General features: G+C 60.2%; 18 protein-coding genes. 9 read left to right on the top strand and 9 right to left on the bottom strand.

Features of this window, described 5'->3' with window-relative positions:
• Positions 1–138: 138 nt before the first annotated feature.
• Positions 139–900 (bottom strand): metallophosphoesterase, encoded by a 762-nt coding sequence (locus tag JNO51_RS00325; protein WP_215780014.1) that lies wholly within the window; start codon positions 898–900, stop codon positions 139–141.
• A gap of 199 nt (positions 901–1,099) precedes the next feature.
• On the opposite strand from JNO51_RS00325, the gene JNO51_RS00320 reads away from it, so the two are divergent.
• The 4 genes from JNO51_RS00320 (at position 1,100) to JNO51_RS00305 (ending at position 6,778) form a co-directional block, all read left to right on the top strand.
• A complete protein-coding gene (locus JNO51_RS00320) occupies positions 1,100–1,309 on the top strand; it encodes an AlpA family transcriptional regulator (protein ID WP_215780012.1) in 210 nt (69 codons plus the stop codon).
• 368 nt (positions 1,310–1,677) lie between these two features.
• Positions 1,678–4,293 (top strand): DDE-type integrase/transposase/recombinase, encoded by a 2,616-nt coding sequence (locus JNO51_RS00315; RefSeq protein WP_215780010.1) that lies wholly within the window; start codon positions 1,678–1,680, stop codon positions 4,291–4,293.
• Between the two features lie 104 nt (positions 4,294–4,397).
• Positions 4,398–5,492: an ATP-binding protein gene (locus JNO51_RS00310; protein WP_215780007.1), complete on the top strand. Its 1,095-nt coding sequence runs from the start codon at positions 4,398–4,400 to the stop codon at positions 5,490–5,492.
• Positions 5,489–6,778, top strand: a complete 1,290-nt coding sequence (locus JNO51_RS00305) for a TniQ family protein (RefSeq protein WP_215780002.1) — start codon at positions 5,489–5,491, stop codon at positions 6,776–6,778. Before JNO51_RS00310 ends, JNO51_RS00305 begins: the two co-directional genes overlap by 4 nt.
• Before the next feature lie 153 nt (positions 6,779–6,931).
• Here JNO51_RS00305 and JNO51_RS00300 read toward each other — a convergent pair whose 3' ends face one another.
• On the bottom strand, positions 6,932–7,927 hold the full coding sequence (locus JNO51_RS00300) for a hypothetical protein (RefSeq protein ID WP_215780000.1): 996 nt from the start codon (positions 7,925–7,927) through the stop codon (positions 6,932–6,934).
• Between the two features lie 341 nt (positions 7,928–8,268).
• On the opposite strand from JNO51_RS00300, the gene JNO51_RS00295 reads away from it, so the two are divergent.
• Both JNO51_RS00295 and JNO51_RS00290 read left to right on the top strand, forming a co-directional pair.
• Positions 8,269–8,502, top strand: a complete 234-nt coding sequence (locus tag JNO51_RS00295) for a hypothetical protein (protein WP_215779998.1) — start codon at positions 8,269–8,271, stop codon at positions 8,500–8,502.
• Between the two features lie 11 nt (positions 8,503–8,513).
• Complete coding sequence (locus tag JNO51_RS00290; RefSeq protein ID WP_215779996.1) at positions 8,514–8,861, top strand: antibiotic biosynthesis monooxygenase; 348 nt, start codon at positions 8,514–8,516, stop codon at positions 8,859–8,861.
• Positions 8,862–8,876: 15 nt separating this feature from the next.
• On the opposite strand, the gene JNO51_RS00285 is transcribed toward JNO51_RS00290, so the two are convergent.
• Together JNO51_RS00285 and JNO51_RS00280 are read right to left on the bottom strand one after the other, a co-directional pair.
• Positions 8,877–9,443, bottom strand: coding sequence for a hypothetical protein (locus JNO51_RS00285; protein ID WP_215779994.1), 567 nt, complete (start codon positions 9,441–9,443; stop codon positions 8,877–8,879).
• Between the two features lie 106 nt (positions 9,444–9,549).
• Entirely contained in the window at positions 9,550–10,248 is a 699-nt protein-coding gene (locus JNO51_RS00280) for a BPL-N domain-containing protein (protein ID WP_215779991.1), read from the bottom strand.
• A 149-nt stretch (positions 10,249–10,397) separates the two neighbouring features.
• Here JNO51_RS00280 and JNO51_RS00275 point away from each other — a divergent pair, with 149 nt between their 5' ends.
• Positions 10,398–11,015 (top strand): DJ-1/PfpI family protein, encoded by a 618-nt coding sequence (locus JNO51_RS00275; RefSeq protein ID WP_215779989.1) that lies wholly within the window; start codon positions 10,398–10,400, stop codon positions 11,013–11,015.
• 8 nt (positions 11,016–11,023) lie between these two features.
• On the opposite strand, the gene JNO51_RS00270 is transcribed toward JNO51_RS00275, so the two are convergent.
• Together JNO51_RS00270 and JNO51_RS00265 are read right to left on the bottom strand one after the other, a co-directional pair.
• Complete coding sequence (locus tag JNO51_RS00270) at positions 11,024–11,923, bottom strand: YjjW family glycine radical enzyme activase (protein ID WP_215779987.1); 900 nt, start codon at positions 11,921–11,923, stop codon at positions 11,024–11,026.
• Complete coding sequence (locus JNO51_RS00265; protein ID WP_215779984.1) at positions 11,910–13,448, bottom strand: YjjI family glycine radical enzyme; 1,539 nt, start codon at positions 13,446–13,448, stop codon at positions 11,910–11,912. Before JNO51_RS00265 ends, JNO51_RS00270 begins: the two co-directional genes overlap by 14 nt.
• 165 nt (positions 13,449–13,613) lie before the next feature.
• Between JNO51_RS00265 and JNO51_RS00260 the strand changes: the two genes are divergently transcribed.
• On the top strand, positions 13,614–14,492 hold the full coding sequence (locus JNO51_RS00260; protein ID WP_215779982.1) for an AraC family transcriptional regulator: 879 nt from the start codon (positions 13,614–13,616) through the stop codon (positions 14,490–14,492).
• A 204-nt stretch (positions 14,493–14,696) separates the two neighbouring features.
• Here the strand turns inward: JNO51_RS00260 and JNO51_RS00255 are convergent, their stop codons facing one another.
• From JNO51_RS00255 to JNO51_RS00245, 3 genes are all read right to left on the bottom strand, one after another.
• Positions 14,697–15,134 (bottom strand): hypothetical protein, encoded by a 438-nt coding sequence (locus JNO51_RS00255; protein WP_215779980.1) that lies wholly within the window; start codon positions 15,132–15,134, stop codon positions 14,697–14,699.
• 103 nt (positions 15,135–15,237) lie between these two features.
• Positions 15,238–16,608: an MFS transporter gene (locus JNO51_RS00250; RefSeq protein ID WP_215779977.1), complete on the bottom strand. Its 1,371-nt coding sequence runs from the start codon at positions 16,606–16,608 to the stop codon at positions 15,238–15,240.
• Between the two features lie 58 nt (positions 16,609–16,666).
• Positions 16,667–17,176, bottom strand: coding sequence for a lactoylglutathione lyase family protein (locus JNO51_RS00245; RefSeq protein WP_215779975.1), 510 nt, complete (start codon positions 17,174–17,176; stop codon positions 16,667–16,669).
• Between the two features lie 93 nt (positions 17,177–17,269).
• Here JNO51_RS00245 and JNO51_RS00240 point away from each other — a divergent pair, with 93 nt between their 5' ends.
• Positions 17,270–18,136 carry a LysR family transcriptional regulator gene (locus JNO51_RS00240; protein ID WP_215779972.1) on the top strand — a complete coding sequence of 289 codons (867 nt, stop codon included), beginning with the start codon at positions 17,270–17,272 and terminating at the stop codon, positions 18,134–18,136.
• Positions 18,137–18,379: the final 243 nt, after the last annotated feature.

Here is an 18,379-nt window from a genome sequence, read left to right as displayed (position 1 = left end):
CATCGCTTGGGCCGGAATTGATTTGCGATATGGGATGGCTCATCATTGAAATCCAAGACCGGCCAAGGGCGGGCTACCATCCAAGAGGGACTTGTCTCCGCCTGCCCACGGCCACCTCTTCACTGAGGTTCCTCGCGACTATCCGATGATCGCTCCGCTGTTATCCGTGATCTGCTGCAGCCCAACGCCATAGGCCTGAAAGCCAAGATCCGCCCAGCACGGGGAATAGTCCAAATGATCGTGATGGTGGCCATGAAACGCCATGGTCACGCCCATGTCGCGCGCCAGGTCATCAATGACCTGGAAGCCGTGAGGATGACAGCTCGGCGCCTCGTGGGTGACCAGGATATCCGCGTGTTGCCCTTTCAGGTGCTCAAAATCTGCTGGGAAAATCGTCGATCGATGCTTGCGTGGAAGTCCTCCGCGCCAGAGATTGCCGCGGCCGCACTGTGCACAATATGCGTCTGGTGATTGAAAACTGGGCGCTGCCGGTGGCATCCACACTTGTCGACGAAACACGCCGCCCAACCCGGCAATTCTCACGCCGGCGATCTCCACCACACGGCCATGTAGATTCCTATCGGCCAGTGCCGAACTGAACAGGTGGTCGTAGTTCGGTTCTGAGTCGGTGTCGTGATTGCCGTGGATAAACCACACTTCCGTCAATCCCAGGATCGGGGCCAGTACGTCCTGCAATGGCTGAGTTGGCGTCAAATCCCCGAGCAGGATGATTGCATCCGGCTTGCCGTGTGTGACGACCTGGATCAGGTGGTCGAATCTGCCGTGCGGATCCCCGCAAAAGTAGATCGTTGCCATGTATCTATTTTCTTTCAGGCAAAAGGGCCGCGTAAACAACAGTTTTTTCTGCTGCTTAGGTGGTTGTCTCTTGGTGAAAGTCATTTTTCTTCAATGTGTTATCACGCACTCAAGATCGGGAAATGACTTTCGTTAGGCTATATCTGATGTTTATTATTTAATGTAAGTCGCTGATTTGAAAGAGCATTTGCTGTTGGCGGCCGTTGGTGATGTAATCAACCCTACTGTTGACAAAAATTCTTTGCATGCAGATGCACAAATCTGCAGGGCAATTGGGGATGGAATGATGGATAACCTGCTGAGCGCGAAGCAGTTGGCCGAGCGGCTAGGGATTAGTTTGCGATTGCTCGAGCAATTGATTGCCCGCGGGCAGGTACCGCCCTGCATCCGGTTGGGACGGCTTCGTCGTTGGAGTCCTCTCCAGGTCGACAAATGGATCGAAGAGCAGATTCAGATCCAAGAGACGGAGGGGCAAGCGAAGGCTGCAGAGTAATTGTGACGAGACGAAACAGAAAGGAGATCCCATGAGCTGATGCCCATGTTTTGCGAGGCCTCAGACGCAAAAAAACTTGGGGGTGGTGCCCCAAGCTTTTTGCAGAAACTGCATCAGTTTTCGCTCCTGATGCTCAGATTCTCGGCGTCCTAACGATGGTTGTCAATATCTATTGATGGCCGTCGGCCTCCCTGTGCCCTTCGGGGCTAAATCCTTGTTTTCCATTGATCTGATCGCTTGGTCGGTAGGGCTTTTTGCGCCTGTTTTCTGACCCGAAGCGATTGGCCGTTGATCGCTAGAGCTCTGTATCGCCCTCTTTGAAGGCGAGCAGCAGCAATGGCGATACACCGCAAACAGGAGTGCCGAAAATGTTGAACGAAGAAGAACTGTCGACGTTTTGTTTGAAGCTGCAATTGTCACGCCAGGCCTGCAAGGTGGTGCAGCGTGTCCGTAACCAGCAGCCCAGTCGCCGGGTTGCGAGCCGCATCGGCAATGTGTCTTGCCGATTCCCCAGTCGCAAGATGAGGTGTGTGATTCAGGCCGAGAGCCATACCAATGAACTGGCTGCCTTGTACGAGTGGGAGCACGATCCCAAGGTACACGAGTTCTATGACCAGCCTGAGCCCATCAAGCTGAGCTACATCAATGGCAACGGGCGCAAGGTGGCGTTTCCGCATACGCCTGACTATTTTCTGATTGCCGAAGATTTTGTTGGCTGGGTGGAATGCAAGAACGATCAGGAGCTGAGAAAACTCAGTGCCAAGTATCCTGAGCGCTTCCGCTATGAGAATGGCGGCTGGTTCAGCCCTCCCGGCGAGGCGTTTGCTGCACGGTTGGGACTGCGGTATCGAATCCGTGCCGGCGGAGAGACGGATTGGATTCTCACCCGAAATCTACGTTTTCTCGAAGACTACTTGCTTGAGATTGCGCCCGCGCCAACGGATGCACAGCGGTTGTTGGCGGCAAAGCTTTTTGCCCGGCAGGCATGCTGGTCGCTTTACGAGCTGTTGCACGCGGATCCCGCGTTGCCGGCAGACGCGGTTTATCAGCTGATTGCGGACGGGCATCTCTATGTTGATCTGTCCGCGGCGCCATTGGCCGACCCGGCTGCCGTGTCGGTTTATCGTGATGTGTTGGCCGCCGACTGTCTTCGAACCCATACGCTGACGCGTGGCCGGCTTCCTGTCGATGCCGTCATATCCTTTGAGCCTGGTACTCGATTAGTCTGGAACGATCAGTCGTGGAAAGTGGCCGGTAGCCAGAGCAACAAGCTCGAACTGGTTTCCGCCGCCGGCGAATTGCTGGCGCTGTCGTGGGAAACCGTCAATGAGCTTTGTGCTCGAGGAGACTTAAAGGGCGCAGCGCCCGCGCACGGAGGCGACGTACGCGAGTCATTGCTTGCTGCCCGCATTGCGCAAAGTTCTCCGGCGATGCTGGAGACTGCCAAGCTGCGGCTGGAGATTTTGCACGATGCCTCTCGGCAGACGGCGCTGAGTGTCCGCACCTTGCGTACTTTCCGCAAACGTTTCAGAGAGGCTGAGGCCTCGCTCGGCAATGGTTTTGTCGGCTTGATTGATCACCGTGATCGGCGTGGCAATCGACAACGCAAAATAGACGCTACAGTGATTGAGCTGATGCACCAAGTCCTGCGGACTCACTATTTCTCGGTAAACCAGGTCAGCATCGAGAATGCCTACGGCGAGTTGTTGTTGTGCTGTGAGGAGCAGGGATTAACTCCCCCCAGCCTGAAGACGTTTGCGCGCGAACGATGTCTGGTCAGCAGCCCGCATGAGGGGAAGCTCCTGCGCGAAGGCAGCCGCGCGGCGTACACCCTGGAAGAGTTGGTTTGGGACGGTGAGGGCGGCTTTCCTCCCCATGGCGAGCGCCCGTTCGATATCGCCCACATCGACCATACCGAGGTCGACCTGATGCTGCGTTTCAATGCCGAGGATAAGCCTGTCGCGTGTCGTGTCTGGCTATCGGTGTTGATCGACGCCTACTCGCGGATGGTGCTGGCCTACTACCTCACTTTTGATCCGCCAAACTTCACCACCTGCATGATGCTGGTGCGAAACTGTGTCCAGCGCCATGGGCGGCTACCGTCAACCATTGTGGTCGACGGCGGCAAGGAGTTTGGCAGCGAGTATTTCGAAGTTCTGCTGGCCTCCTTTGCCATGACCAAGAAGACCCGCCCGCCGCATTCTCCACGGTTTGGCTCAGTGATGGAGCGCCTGTTTGGTGTGCTCAACAAGCAGCTGTGGCACAACCTGCGCGGCAATACCAAGCCGTTGCGAGATCCCCGCTCTTGCTCATCCACCCATGATCCGCGCCGCCTTGCGGTCTGGACGCTGGATCAGCTTGAAGTGCAATTCGAGCGGTGGCTGAAGGAGGTTTACGAGGTTTCGCCGCACTCAACGTTGCAAGCCTCTCCTCGGTCTGTCTACGAAGCCGGACTGTTCGAGTTTGGTCAGCGTCACCACCTGCGGCTGAGCTACACCAAGGAGTTTGTCATTCAGTGCCTGCCGGCAGTACGGTCGACCGAATCGATGATTCACCCTGGTCGCGGGGTGTTGCACTTCGGTATTTGGTATTGGTGCGAGGCATTTCGCCGGCGCAGCCTGTCGGAGATGCACGCATTGGTTCGCTATGATCCGTTTGACTTGTCGACTGTGTATGCCCATCTCGACGGCGAATGGCACATCTGCCGTTGCCAGCAGCCCCATCTGTTTGCCTATCGCACCGAGCGCGAGATGCGCTGTACCGCTGCGGCATTCCGTCTCTTTCGTAAAGGGCTGGAGACGCAACGCCGCCGCAATGCCAAGACCTCTGCTGAGTATTTCCGTGTGCTGCGCGAAGACGAAGAGGCGCTTTATCAGGCGACATTACAATCTGCGTTGCCTCAACCGGCTCCTGTTGTCGATATTCCTGACACGTTCGCTCCGTACGTTCTGCCTGATGTGCTACCTGTGTATGGAGATCTCTGATCATGCTGAATCCTATCCCGCATCACAGCACATCGATCCCGCTGACCGCTGCACAGGAGGCTCAGCTGGAGCTGTTTCTGAAAAAGACCATACGGCATCCGCACATGGATCGTGCCGTCGAGGAAATCAAGAACGCCATCTGGAACAAGTCGCATGCCAACCTGGTGATTGTTACCGGGCCCACCGGCGTTGGTAAAACCACCCTGGCGCACAAGTTGGAGCAATTCATTCTTGAGCATGAGCAGGGGACACGGCAGGCTCATCCTGGCCATATTCCGGTGGTGCACCTTTCCGCCGTCTCGCCGGGGTGCAAGGCGTTTAACTGGAAGGATTTTTATATCCGGTTGCTGAATCAGTTGGACAGTTGCAGTCCGCAGATGAAGTTACCGTTTGCCATGGACAGCTTCCGCTATCTCGACCAGCCTATGCGCCTGCATCGGGAGGCCCCGACCGCCAGCAGCCTGGAGCGCGCCGTGGAGGGCGCCATCCGTCACCGCAAGGTTCGCTACATCATCGTCGATGAAGCGAACCTCATTCTGCTCGGTGCCCATGCGAAGGAGCTGCGGAGTCAGTTCGAGACGATCAAGTCGCTGTCGATCCAGACCAACGCTGTCATCATCCTGGTCGGCACTTACGACTTGCAGGAAATCCGTAACCAGAGTGCGCAGCTGATTCGGCGCAGCCGGATTTTGCAGTTCCCGCGTTATGACTGGGGCACGCCTTTCGATCGCGAGGCGTTCTCCGGAGCGCTGAATACCTTCCTGAAGTTTTTGCCGTGCGAAGTGTCACCCGACCTGGCCGAGGCCGTGGAGTTTTTTTATCTCAAGTCGGCGGGTTGTGTCGGCATTCTGAAGCGTTGGCTGGATGTCTCGGTTGAAACTGCAATGCGTGCCGGCTGTACCTGTCTCGATCGTGATTGGGTGGAACGGCATGCCCATGACAACCGCTCGATAGCCACTATCCTGAGTGAGGCATTTGAAGGAGAACGACAGCTACGCGACATCTCGCTGGGTCAGATCAAGAACATGCTGACCCGGCACCATAAGGAGATGAAAAACCAAGGAGCCAGCGAAGGCGAGGGCCTGGACCAGTATTTCGGCAAGCCCCGACAAAAGCGGACGGTCGGTACCCGGCGCGCCCAGCGCGATGCAGTCGGCGGTAACCTAGATCTGTTTGCCGGGCAGGAGCGCGGCAAATGACCCCGCCTCGCTCTATCTTGTTCGCCCTGCCGCCGTTGCTGGGGCCTGGAGCACAACGCGAAAGCCTGGTCTCCTATCTGGTGCGCCTGGCCCGTGCGCACCAGGTCGAAGTGCGGCCGATGGTGCGCGAGCTGATCTGGCCGCAGCTTGCTCAGGGCTCTGTGCAGCCGCATGCGCCGTTCTTTCGTCATCAGGCCCGCACCCTTAACGGTGTCGGCCGCTATGCCGCAGCGTTTGCACGTGGGCTTGGCCAGCTAACGGCCGTGCCCGATCTGGCGCAACTGACGCTGCTGCCATGGTCTGGCGTGATCCCACCGCAAAGCCCAGGGCTGCTGGCCAACGAAGTGCGGTGGTGTCCGGCTTGTCTTGCAGAACAGCGCGAGAACGGGCAGGAAAGTTATTTCCCGCTGTTGTGGAGCCTGGAGCACTACCGTGTCTGTTTGCGGCACCACAGACCGCTGGAGAGCCGTTGTCCGTGGTGCAATTGTCCCCAGGACTTCATCCCTTATTACCCGGAACAGGCGCGCTGCACGCACTGTTTTGGTTTTCTGGCGCCAGTGTCCTCGCTTGCGGTATCGACCACGGTTGCGCCTCGTGAGCTTCGCTGGGCACAGTTGCTGCAGTCCATGACATCCACGGCGGCATTCGATGCTGCGTACTCGCTGGACCGATTGCTGCTGACCCTGACGCACGCAGCCGAGCGCTGGTCAGACGGCGAGATGCAACGACTGTCATTGATGATGGGGCTGGGGTATAAGGCGATCAGTGGCTGGAGCAGCAAGCGGCAGAAGCCTGCGTTTCCGCTGTTGCTGCAGGTGGCCGAGGCGTTGAATGTGCCGGTGGCGGAATTGTTTTCGGGGGATCGAGCTGTCGAGCGCCCGAAGAAGCCGGACGGTCTGCTGACGTTAAAGCCACGCGGCTCATCGGCGTTGTCCTTGAGCGAACTGGGGCAACGCCTGCAGGACTTGCTGGCGACCGAGCAGGGGCAACATCCTGTCTCCGTGCTACTACGTCAGCTTGGCGTGTCGCGTAGCTACGCAAAGTATTGGTTTCCTGAGCAGGTTGTCGAGCTGGGCTTGCGCCATAAAGCATGGCAACGCAGGCAGACACGGGTATCGCAGTCGCAAGAGATTGCGCTGGGCAGACAGGCTGTCGCTGAGATCGTATCCAACGATTTGTATCCCAGCGGTCGTCGAGTACGGGAGGTTTTTCGCCGGCACAGACTCTCGTTGCTTCGGCCGTATTTGCGTCAGGCATATCTTGGCTGGCGCGATGCACTGAGGTGATTGTTGTTATTCTCAGCAGCCAAAGGAATCGATCATGGCAAAAGCGAAGTAAGCTTGTTTGACCACGATACCAATACTTGATATGCCAGCCTCTACAAAAAACCGGGCACTCGGCCAATGGATGGGTAAATGCCCGGTTTTTTCTTGAGCAGACTACGGAAGAAGGTCGCTGCGCCTGATGACATCGTCCACATTTTTCAAGAGCCGGCGCTTGACCTGTGCGAGACGAATCAGGTTCTCCTTCTCGGGCACCCCATTCGAGTAGAGGTCGCCGCGCCAGACGCCATCGACGAAGCGACCGTCATCGATGCCGTTGTGCCGATATTCTGCAGTTGTTTGGATGAGCCACTTCTCCATTCGGGGTAGCTCAAAGCTGAACGTCGAGTTGTGCCAGAGCTTCAAAACGTTTTCGGGAAGGCGCATTTCTACTCGCCAGGCGCGACCGGCCTCGTAATTGTCAGGCTTGAAAATGGCACAGCGTACCTTCGTCGGCAACGATGGCAAGATGGCACGAGCAAGAGCTGTCTTTGCAGCTTGGATGCAGCGCTCATCATCAATTTGGTCTGCGTGAGCGTAAACGTAAAACCCCCCGTACCAGTGCCCCCTCAAGAGTTTTGCCACACGAGTAGTGCTACGGGTGCCAAAGTGGCGCAGTAGGTACTCCGCGGCAACACGTCTGTCGTGTGCGGAATCGACCCGGTACGGTTCACTGTTGTAGTCGCGTCCGAACTGCGGCAGATGGAAGATGATGTCCTTTTCCAAGATTTCGGCTGGAACCCCCGTCACCCGTACCTCTACATCATAGGCGATGTCCCAGTAGCGGCCACTTTGCTGGCGGGCGTCCTGGCGTTTGCAGATGCTGATTTCAAGACCCGCGCCAGTGAGTACAGCCTCAACCGTTTCGGCGGATGGTCCGTCCGAGAGTTCGGATAAGCGATCGACGAAAAGATCTGTGTCAAATACGCGGCTCGGAAGCTCCGGCGTCTCTTTAAGCGCAGCAACCAGAGCCGCTTCGGTATTGAAACCAAGGCCACGAGGGATAGATTCCTTGAGCGCGCTGTCCTTTACAGGGACAAGCCAGCTGGGGTTGCGTTGGAGGTTTGCTTTAAAAGCGGCAATGGACGAAGCCGTCCAAGTTTTGGGCTGCATGTGTTACTCCTAATTCAGATTGGTCGATGTCTGCCGATTACGCACTCGACCTCCGTCAGGAGGAACAAATGCTGCGAGGTCTCGCTGCATTGAAAGCAGCGCTCTAGCGAGCCGGCAGCAGCTCAGGCCGAGAAGCCCGGGCGAGTAGCCCACTTTAAAACTAGCATCGGATCTGAAAGATCGCAAGGGTGCCCCAAGAACGTGTCCATGCTAGTAACTTCGTTGTATGGGAAGCATAACCTTGCCGCAGGCAAAAAAAGGAAGCATAACCTTGCCGAAATTGGCCGGAGTGGGGCCGTGGCCAAAGCTTTGTCTTGCAAAGGGAATTTGAGGAACAACAGATGCCACGCACAGAAACGGTGCAAAAATCAGCGGATTTGAGCGTCGGCAGGAAGCATAAACTTGCCGAACGGCAAAGATATGGTTCCGATCACACCTGCCCTGGCGCCGACTGGGCAGATGCCGTGGCCCAGGGGGGGATCGAACACCTGCTGCAAGGCGGTATCAGCCGACGCCCCCTGCCGAGCTGGCACTGGCGCCGTTCCCTTAATGCCCGTGTTGTGGAATTTGAATAAAGGTCAAAACGATGATTGCCGTCATTTTCGAAGTCGAACCGGCAGAAGGCGCCCGAGCACACTATCTCGACCTGGCTGCCCAACTGAAGGACGAATTGATGCAGATGGATGGCTTCCTCTCCATCGAACGCTTCCAGAGCCTGAGCCAGCCGGAAAAACTGCTGTCCCTGTCCTTCTGGCGTGATGAACACGCCGTTGCGCGCTGGCGCTCGCTGGCATCCCATCGCCGTGCGCAGCAGGCCGGCAGAAACGGCGTCTTTGCCGCCTACCGCCTGCGGGTCGCCAGCGTCATGCGGGATTACGGCCTCGATGAACGGACACAGGCACCGGCAGACAGCCGGATACGCCACGGCGCCTGAAGCACGGCCGGCGCCTCAGGGCGGCGTCGGCCAGCTGCCCAGATCCTCGCAGTGCTCCACAACGACCTGCTGATGCTGCGCATCATTCGGCAGATACACCTGATTGACGGCAGAGGGAGGATAGATCTGTGTCTCGCCGCATTGAGCGCTCTGCCCCGGCCCCAGCACCATCCGCGCACCCGGCTTGAGCGTGCAGCGACTGAGATGATCCAGCGCACTCCAGGACGGGCAGATGTCATTGGCCAGACGATAGGCATCGCGCGGCCCCTGCGGCCGCTGCAGCGACCACCAGCCACCGAGCGCGGTATAGGGCTTGCTGCTGTCCCACACCCGGTACACCGTCAGCGTTTGCCCGGCTTGCAGCTGTCCCACCTTGCCCTGGCACAGCTTGCCCTGCAGCGGCGCACCGAGCGCCCGGGCCAGCAGCGCCGGATCAGCGACCTCGACCACGCCGGGCGGCATGGGCTGCACCTCGCCGACACAGACATTGTCGGTGCCGGCGACAGGGGCCATGGTCGAACTGCAGGCCGACAACAGTGCTGTGGCGAACACCACAATGACAGGGGTAAAACGACGCAGCATGGGCAGGCTCCCGGTTCCATGCCGGGTGCCATCGGCACACCGGTCATCCATGATGATAGTGCAATGCCGACAGCATACAACCTGTCCATTTGTGATTGATGACAAGCTACAGCTGGTCGATCACCTGACGGAACAGATCCTGATTCAGCCCATGGCGCAGACTGAGCCCCTCCAGCCGATACCAGCTTTGATCCGCTTCCAGGTGCGGGCCGATCAACACCACCTTGCCCTGACCAAAGCGTGTTTCCAGCGCGGCAATGCGACCGGTTTGCTCATAACGCCCGAGCACCCTGGCACCGGCGGGCGCCTGCTTGCCAAAATGCGCACCACTCTGGTTGTACATCCAGCGCGACTGGCCGCCCCACCTGACCTTCAGCAACGAGGCATGGGCATAGCGGGTCTCCGGGTGCAGTTCATCGAGGGCAATCAGACCGAAGGCCGGCTTGCGACTGGCCGCATCACTATAGCGTGCCGCCAGATAAGCCCCGGCGCACACCCCGAGATAACGTTTCCCGCCACGGACAAAGTCGCGCAGGGCAGCGACCTGCCGGGGGGACAGCACGTCCAGCGTCTCATCGATATCGTCCGAGCCGCCCGGCTGCACATAGACCTGCAGATTCGCCAGCGTGGCGGCGCTCAGCGTGCGCTGGTCCAGATAGACCACCTTGTCGCCGCGCTGCGTGAACAGCGCACCGATGGTCTCGGCACACCCATCGCAGGTGCCTGGTCCATTGAAAATACCGACCGTCTGCGCGGACACCGCCGCCGACAGACACCACAAGCCACTGACGAGCCATTTCTTCATCTGTCTCTCACAGAACGCAGGCAAGATTGTTTATGACGATGATATTTTGAATCAGTTCAACATAGCAGACACCCGCACAGCACCGTGCCAGATTTGATTGTCATAAGCCATTGTTTTAAGGTGTGGATTCCCGCCACAGGAGCAACCCCATGCATATCGCCATTCTGACCTTCGACGGCTTCAATGAGCTCGACTCGCTCATTGCCTATGGTCTGCTCAACCGCATCAAGCAGCCCGACTGGCACGTTTCGATCGCCAGCCCGACGCCCCAGGTGACGTCGATGAATGGCCTGCAGCTGACCAGACAGATTCCCCTCGACGAGGCCAGCCAGGCAGATGGCGTCATCATTGGCAGTGGCATGAAAACCCGGGAAATTGTCGAAGATGACGCGCTGATGGCTCAGCTGCAGCTGGATCCGACGCGACAACTGCTGGCGGCGCAATGCTCGGGCACACTCATCCTGGCGCAGCTGGGCCTGCTGCGGGAGATCCCGGCCTGTACCGACCTGATCACCAAGCCCTGGGTGCAGGCCGCCGGCGTCGACGTGCTCCCCCAGCCCTTCTTTGCCCGCGACAATCTGGCCACCGCCGGAGGCTGCATGGCGTCCAGCTATCTGGCCGCGTGGATGCTGACCCGGCTCGCCGGCCCGCAGGCCGCACGAGACGCCCTGCACTACGTGGCGCCGGTCGGCGAAAAAGACAGCTATGTGGCCCAGGCCATGGGCCACATCACCCCCTATCTGCCCGACACCATCGCGACGGTCTGACGGGGACGCTACGCCGGCAACCACACCGCCGGCGTGATGACCTGCTGCACGCCCCCCGCCCGCAGACAATCCGCCACCCACAACAAACGCTCGCGAGTCATGGCGGGCCAGGTCTGTGCCGCCGCACGCACGCCGTGGTGATGAAAGGCATTGAGCCGGACAGGGATCGACAAACCGATCGTCTGCATCAGCGCAATCAGGGCCGTGATTTCCTCCGGCTGATCGGTCTGCCCCGGAATCAGCAGGAAGCGCAGTTCGTGCAGCTTGCCGGCCCGGGCCAGCCGGTGTGCCGAGGCCAGAGACAGATGCGGGTCGCGTCCGGTCAAATGCCGGTGCCGACCCGGATCCAGCGCTTTGATATCCAGCATCACCCCGTCGGTCAACGGCAGCAGCCTGTCCCAGCCCCGGGCGCCAAAATGGCCGTTACTGTCGATGAAGCAGCTCAGATGACACAGATCCGGCGCCGCCTTGATGGCGGCGAACAGCGCGGCGATGAAGGCATGCTGCCCCGTCGGCTCGCCGCCGGACAGCGTTATCCCATTGAGAAAGGCCCGTTGCTCGCGCAACAAGGCCAGCACCGCCGCCACCCCCAGGGTTTGCACCTTGGGATTGGCATCGCGCGGACAGACTTTCAGGCAGGCATCGCAGTGGGTGCAGGCATCGCGCCGGTACACCACGCGTCCGGCCTCGCGGAGCAAGGCGCCGCCCGGACACACCGCCAGACAATCCCCGCAGTGGTCACAACGCCCGATCGTATGCGGGTTATGGCAGCTCGGGCAATCAAACGGGCAGCCTTGCAGAAACAACACCATCCGGTTGCCCGGACCGTCCACCACCGACCAGCGCAGCATGCGCGACACCTGTGCCGTCAGCCCGGCAGCAGGCTGATTCTGTTCAGCGTTCGGCACCGGCCAGCCACTCCTGCGCCACCACCCGTGGCTGACGCGCCAGAATCCCCGTAGACGCCGCGGCCTCCGCCCCCAGGACGGTGGTATTGATGCGCGACCCCCTGGCCTCGTTGAAACGCTGCACATCCGACAGGCGGATCATATAGCCGGTCACGCGCACCAGATCATTGTGCTGCACATTGGCGGTGAACTCGCGCAAGCCGCTGGCCAGTGCTCCCTGCGCCAGTTGATACACGGCCTCGGGATTGGCCCGCACGGTTTCATCCAGCGTCAGGATTTCCGAAATGCCGGACAGGTAATAAGCATGATGCGGCAGCAAGGCCAGCACATGCGTCACCGGATCCGGCTCGCTGCCATAGGGAATGCGCAGGGCCGGCGTCGCATCCTGGTCCGAACTGATCCCCGCCTGGGCATGCAGCATGGCATGCCCGCGCCAGACATGATCCATCGGCTCGGCCGCCACCAGGCGTGCCAGCTCGGCGGAAATCCGGTAACCGAGGGCATTGGCCGTGGCATCGTGGCCGTAGCGGCCGGCACGCCCGGCCAGATCCTGCAGCTGATTCACCGCCTCGGCCATGCCGAACACGCCGAACATCGCCGTGAAGCGCGCGGGATCAATCCAGCCCTCCGCCACCAGAAAGGACGAGACAAAAAAGCCCGACTGCTCAAACAAATAATTCACCCGGCTGCGGGTCAGCCGGGCGTTCAGATCGACATAGCGTGGCAACTGATGCCGGAAGAAATCGTCCTCATCACGGCTCAGCCGCGCGACCCGCGCCAGATTGATCCGCGTCAGCGTCGACGCCCCGCCGCCCAGTGGCAGCGAGTTGTAACAGCTGACCACCGCATAACCGCGCGCATCGAAGGCCTGCCGTTGCAGCGGGTGATTGGCGATATGCGGCTTGCCGCAGCGGATGATGTTGTCGGTACAAAGCCGCAGCATGGCTTCACCACTGACGGCCGGGTCATACAGGAAGGTCAGGTTGGGCGCGACCTGCTGCAACTCGGCATCCACCTGCAGGACGGCCCGCGCCACGCGGTTGTCGTCCGGGCCAATATTGGCATGCATGAAGGCATCCGGCAGCGTGCGGTCAAGGTAACGCCAGAACAACTTGATCTGGCGGTACAACACCTCATCACTGACCCCCTCGCAAAACGGCAGCAACAATTGGTCGAGATGCCCGATAAACACCGGCATCCCCGTCACCGAGGGGACATGATGATAGGCAATCATCAGCGTATGAATCGCCTCCTCCAGCGTCTGCGGTGGCGGCAACTCCAGCCAGGCCGAGCCCTGCTGCAGCAACACGGCGTAATCCGGCAGCACATAGCGCGGCTTGTACGGGGCATGACCTTCATACATATCGCAGATGATGCGCGCATCCAGCGCCGCCTGCGTCGCCTCGTCCAGCGCGGGATAAGGCAAGAGGCGCTCGGCCGTCACCGACAGGGCATGGGCCTTCTGCGCCGGACTCAGCGTCGGATCAGTGGCAATTTGCTGCAAAACACGCAAGATTTCGGACATCGTGGATGCTCCCGCTCAAGGGGGCCGCTGCCAGGATGAGGTCGCACACCCACCTGCGGCGCACTCTGCGCCAAATCAAGCAACGGCGTGGAAAAACTCGCCATTCGGTCGCCAGGCCGGTAGCGTCGGATAGCGGCAGAATACCCGCATCAAAGGTAGGGGAAAATGGACCAGACAGGCATACAGATAGACAAAAATCGCATCGGTGAAGTGGGCGAGAGCAGCCTGTACTTTCACACCCCCTCAGCCATCGACTTGCTGTTTCCTTACCATGTGGCGGCGTGCGGCCGCACGCGCGCGCTGCCATCACAAGCGGCCGTCGTGCGGCGCTATGACCAGCATGTGCTGATCCTGACCCTGGCCGGGCAGGGGGAGGTCGAAGTCAACGGACAACCATACCTCGCCGGGCCGGGCAGCCTGTGCTGGCTCGATACCGGCCGGCAATATGCGCACAGCTGCAGCCGCCATTCAGACGACTGGCACTATCTGTGGCTCGGCATGCAGGGCTTCGGCCTGGACAGCCTGCTCGCCTCGCTCAGCCACGGCGACCGCCCGCCGGTCATCGTGCTCGACCAGGCCGCCCCGGTACAGCACCTGTTCGAGACACTGATCGAGCGCATGGCAACCCGCCCGCCCGACCAGAGTGCCGCCGATAACGCCGATGTCGCGCAGATTCTGGCCCGGTTGCTCAATCAGCAGACCGCCGCACTCACGCCCGACCGCCTCTCGCCCGTGCAGCAGGTCATGCAGCAAATGCGCGCCGCCCTGGCACGACCATGGCACCTGCCCGAGCTGGCCCGACTGGCCGGCCTGTCAGTGTCCCAACTTCACCGCGTCTTCCGCCACAGCACCGGCATGTCCCCCATGAGCTGGCTGCGCCTGGAGCGCATTCACGCCGCCAAAACCCTGCTGGTCAGCGATACGCGCAGCATCGCGGCGGTGGCCGAGGCCGTGGGCTACCCCGACCCCTACCACTTCAGTCGTGACTTCAGGCGACTGACCCAGCGCTCACCCAGCGCCTTTCGCCTGGCTGGCGGGGCCTGAGGCCGCCGCCGGGTTGACGAGATAGGCATGAGCTGCCACGCACCATGGGCAACACATGCAAACAGACTCACGGGAGGTCATCTTACATAAGCAGAGGCGAGACGAGGCCCGGCGCAGCCGGGACCTCCTGCCTCAGAGGGAAGGCGAATCCGCCGCCTGAAGATGCGTCAAGAACGGGCCTTGAACACATTGCGGCACCATCGGTTATTGCGCCATCAGTTTGGCAAATCCGGCTTGATCCAGGTAGCGCACGAAATCAATCATCTTCGTTTCGACTTCCGGCGCGGCCATCAGCTCGCCGACAGAAACCTCTCCGATCATGCCAAAAGCCACCTTCGTACTAGTCGACCCGTCGGTCTTGATCATCGAAACATACGGATCTTTACAGTCCACCAGGAAAATACGATTGATAATGACACCTGCTCTGGCATTCAGTTGATCGCGCTGCTCAGCAGAAATCGCTGACATGGCACTCAACTTTGGTGAGCTGGCCATCATGGCAAACAACCAGCGCGACAACTCCGTCCGGTCTTTCCCCGTGGTCGCGTCACGCAAACACGACCGGAAGTTGTCCGAAGCCGGCGAGGCATAAACGGGCGCAACACAGGCCATCAAGGCAATGATCAACAGTAGTTTTTTCATTTTCGTCATCATGAAGTGAAAGAATAAAGTGCTGAATGAAGCTAGCGTCAGAACGGCAAAAACGCTTGATTTGTTGCAGTTTGCTACAAATAATCAGCAATTATTAAATCATATAATGACGTGAATCAGCTTCACTTTCTTGCTGACTGCGCGGACTAATCCACACCGCCAGCAGCGCCAGCAAGGCCGACGTCCACAGCGCCGGCATGGCACTGGGCATTTGCCCGGCAGCAGGCTGCAACAGCAAGGCACCCAGCGCCAGCACCACGCTGGAGAACAGCGCATCGCTCAACTGCAAGGCCGAAGCATTGCTGCCCTGCTCCTCGGGACGCGACAACTGCATGGTCAGCACCGACAACATCGGAAACGACAGACCGATCCCCAGACCAACCACCGCCCAACCCAGCACCAGCACCCAGGGCGTACCCAGCCGCATCGCCAGCAACGCCAGCAGCGTGCCGCTGACGAACAGGACAAACCCGGCCGTCAACCCCCGGCGGCGCCAGGCCGAGGGCAAGCGCGCCTGCAACGCACTGCCGGCACTCCACATCAAGGCCCCGGCCGTCAGCGCCGCCCCCGCCTGAGCCACCGACCAGCCATCACGCGACAACTGCAAGGGAATATAGGCCTCGGCATTGAAGAATGCCGCCGCAATCAGGCCGCGCATCGCGACCACGGAGGGCAAACCGGGCGCCGCACGCAGACTGCCGTGCGGCAACAGGCGCCGGGCGGCCAACAGCACCGCCGCCAGACCGGCCGCCACCATCAGGGCGGTGGCCAGGCCGGATCGACATTGCACCGCCTGATGCAGGGACATGGCGCCCAGGGCCGCCAACAGGCTCCAGGCCGGCTGTTCCCAGCGCAGCGGCGCGCCAGATGTCAGGCGCGGCAGACGTGACATCGCCGGCCACAACAACCCCAGGGCCAGCGGCGTCAGCAAAGCCACCAACAAAAACACCGCGCGCCACCCCAGCCAGGCGACCAGCCCGGCGGCCACCACCGGGCCGACCAGCGCCGGCACCACCCATCCCGCGGCAAACAGCGCAAACAACTGCGGATGCAGGCTGGCCGGCATCACCCGACAACAACCGACATACAAAGCCACCGACAACAGCCCCGCCCCCAGCCCCTGCAACACCCGCCCCCACACCAACAGCGACATATTGCCGGCCAGACCGGCCAGCAGCAGCCCGGCAGTAAACAACAAAGCCCCCAGCCAGCAGGCCAGCCAGGGCGTGCGCCGGTCACAAACCTCGCCCCCCAGCACCATACCGACCACCGATGCCGCCAGCGTGCCGCCAAAGGCCACCGCATAGTGATCCATCCCATGCAGGGCACGAGCCACCGTCGGCATCACCGCCGCCACCGCAATCGCCTCAAACGCCAGCAACATAATCAGCGACACGGCGCCGATACTGGTGGCCATGCGGTCGGCACGAAACAAACCGCCCCCGGCATGATCTTGCTCCGTCATGGAATCCCCTTCTCTCTGCATTGGAGACCCCACGGTAAAACTTCAAGTTAACTTTAAGTCAAGCACCCTGATAGGCGCCCGCCGAATACGTCAACTCATAGCTGTGGCTGTAGATTTCCAGAATGTTGCCGAAGGGATCCTCCATATACACCATGCGATACGGCTTCTCGCCCGGGAAGTACTCACGCACCGGCATGCGCTGCTTGCCGCCCGCCGCCACAATGCGCGCGGCCAGCCCCTCGACATCCGGATCCTGCACACAGAAATGGAACACCCCGCTCTTCCAGTACTCGAAGTTGTCCTCGCGGCGTTCCGCGTTGGCGAACTGGAAAATCTCCACCCCGACCCGGTCCCCGGTCGACAAATGCGCAATGCGGAACGAGCCCCAGCCCGGACCGAAGACATCGCTGCACATCACCCCGATGGCCGAATCGTCCTCCGTGATGGTGGTAGGCGGCATGATCAGATACCAGCCGAGCACTTCGGTATAAAAACGAACAGCGGCATCCAGGTCGGTGACCGACAGGCCGAGATGAGAAAAACTGCGGGGGTAGGTCATGGTTTGCATATTGCGCTCCTGTTCAAATCAGTGGCGCCAGTCTAAGCTGCCAAAAACATAAACAAAATCGACCGCAACTAATGCAAACCATAAGATTTCATTATGATTAATCCTCTGTGGCTGCGCTCCTTCCGCGCCGTCGTGCAACACGGCAACTACACCCGCGCCGCCGAGCAACTGGATCTGACCCAGGCCGCCATCAGCCAGCACATGGCCCGGCTGGAAAGCGCAACCGGCAGCCTGTTCGTGCGCCAGGGCCGCTCACTGGAACTGACCCCGCGCGGCCAGGCACTGCTCGATTACAGCCAGGAACTCGACATCGCCACCCACCGCCTGCAACAGCGCCTGAGCAGCAGCGGCCCGCTGTCCGGCCCGGTATCGCTGGCCGTACCGGGCAGCGTCGGCCTCAAACTCTACCCGGCCCTGCTGGCCTGGCAATGCCACCACCCCGCCATCCGCATCGACATGCGCTTCGCCCCCGAGCCCGGCATCCTCAGCGCCCTGCTGGCGCAGGAAGTCGAACTCGGCATCGTGACCCTGCCCCCCTCCGACAGCCGTCTGCATCGCACCCTGCTGGGCCAGGAAGCCCTGTGCCTGGTCCTGCCGGCCAGCAGCCAGGCCAGCCGCTGGCAGGATCTGGTAGACCTGGGCTGGATCGGCCACCCGGATGGCGTGGCCATGGCCAGCCGCTGGCTGGCACGCGCCTTTCCCGGCAAACAACTGGCCGACATCCCTCAACGCGGCTTCATCAACCAGATCGGCATGATCCTGCAGCCCGTCGCCCGCGGACTGGGCTTTGCCATCCTGCCGCAATACGCCGTGCAGGCTTTCCCCGACCAACAGGCCATTCGCCTCTGGCCGCTGCCGCAACCGGTCAGCGACAACCTGTGGCTGCTCCGGCGACGCGAATGGCCACTCAGCCGCGCGGCAGCACTGGCTGCCGAACAATTGCAGCAACGACTGGCCTGAAACCACCGCCCTCCCCCCGCGCCGGGCACCTTGTGTAACAGAATGTGCCCCGTCATTAACAATCAATAAAAAACATGATTTTAATATTAGAAAAACATAATTTACGTTTGAAACAATTAAATTAAAGGACGACACTGGGTTTGTACCGCAGCGAAACCGATACCGCATCATGACAAACAGTTTGCTATCGATTCCGTTGCCTGTTCCCTTAGATACGAACGAGCACGGGCTAACCGCGTTAGC

The organism is Paludibacterium sp. B53371 (assembly GCF_018802765.1).
Classification (GTDB): domain Bacteria; phylum Pseudomonadota; class Gammaproteobacteria; order Burkholderiales; family Chromobacteriaceae; genus Paludibacterium.
The sequence above is the reverse complement of the archived record's forward strand: the minus strand, read 5'-3'. Positions and strand labels throughout refer to the sequence as shown.